We start from the raw sequence: 251 nt of genomic DNA on the forward strand, positions 1-251 counted from the left end.
TGCTGGCCGACTACGAAAAATCAACGCTGCCTCGTCCACGCCCAACGCGAGTTCCGCCGCTACACCACCACCAACCCACGCACCGATGCCGGGCGCACCATCTACCGACTTGCGCTGAAACTGACCCGGATCACCACACTGGATGAAGCCGCCGCGTGGGGTGTGCAACTGCACGAGTTTTCAACGATCTACCGGGAATGGATGAACGAGAAAACCATGATCAAAGACCCCAAAACAGGTGCATGGACCCG

At 58.6% G+C, this 251-nt stretch carries 1 pseudogene; it reads left to right on the forward strand.

Annotation, left to right across the window (positions count from 1 at the left end):
* A pseudogene (locus QP413_RS10095) lies at positions 1 to 251 on the forward strand (IS256 family transposase); the annotation flags it as partial.

The organism is Corynebacterium sp. UMB4614 (assembly GCF_030217065.1).
Taxonomy (GTDB): Bacteria; Actinomycetota; Actinomycetes; order Mycobacteriales; family Mycobacteriaceae; genus Corynebacterium.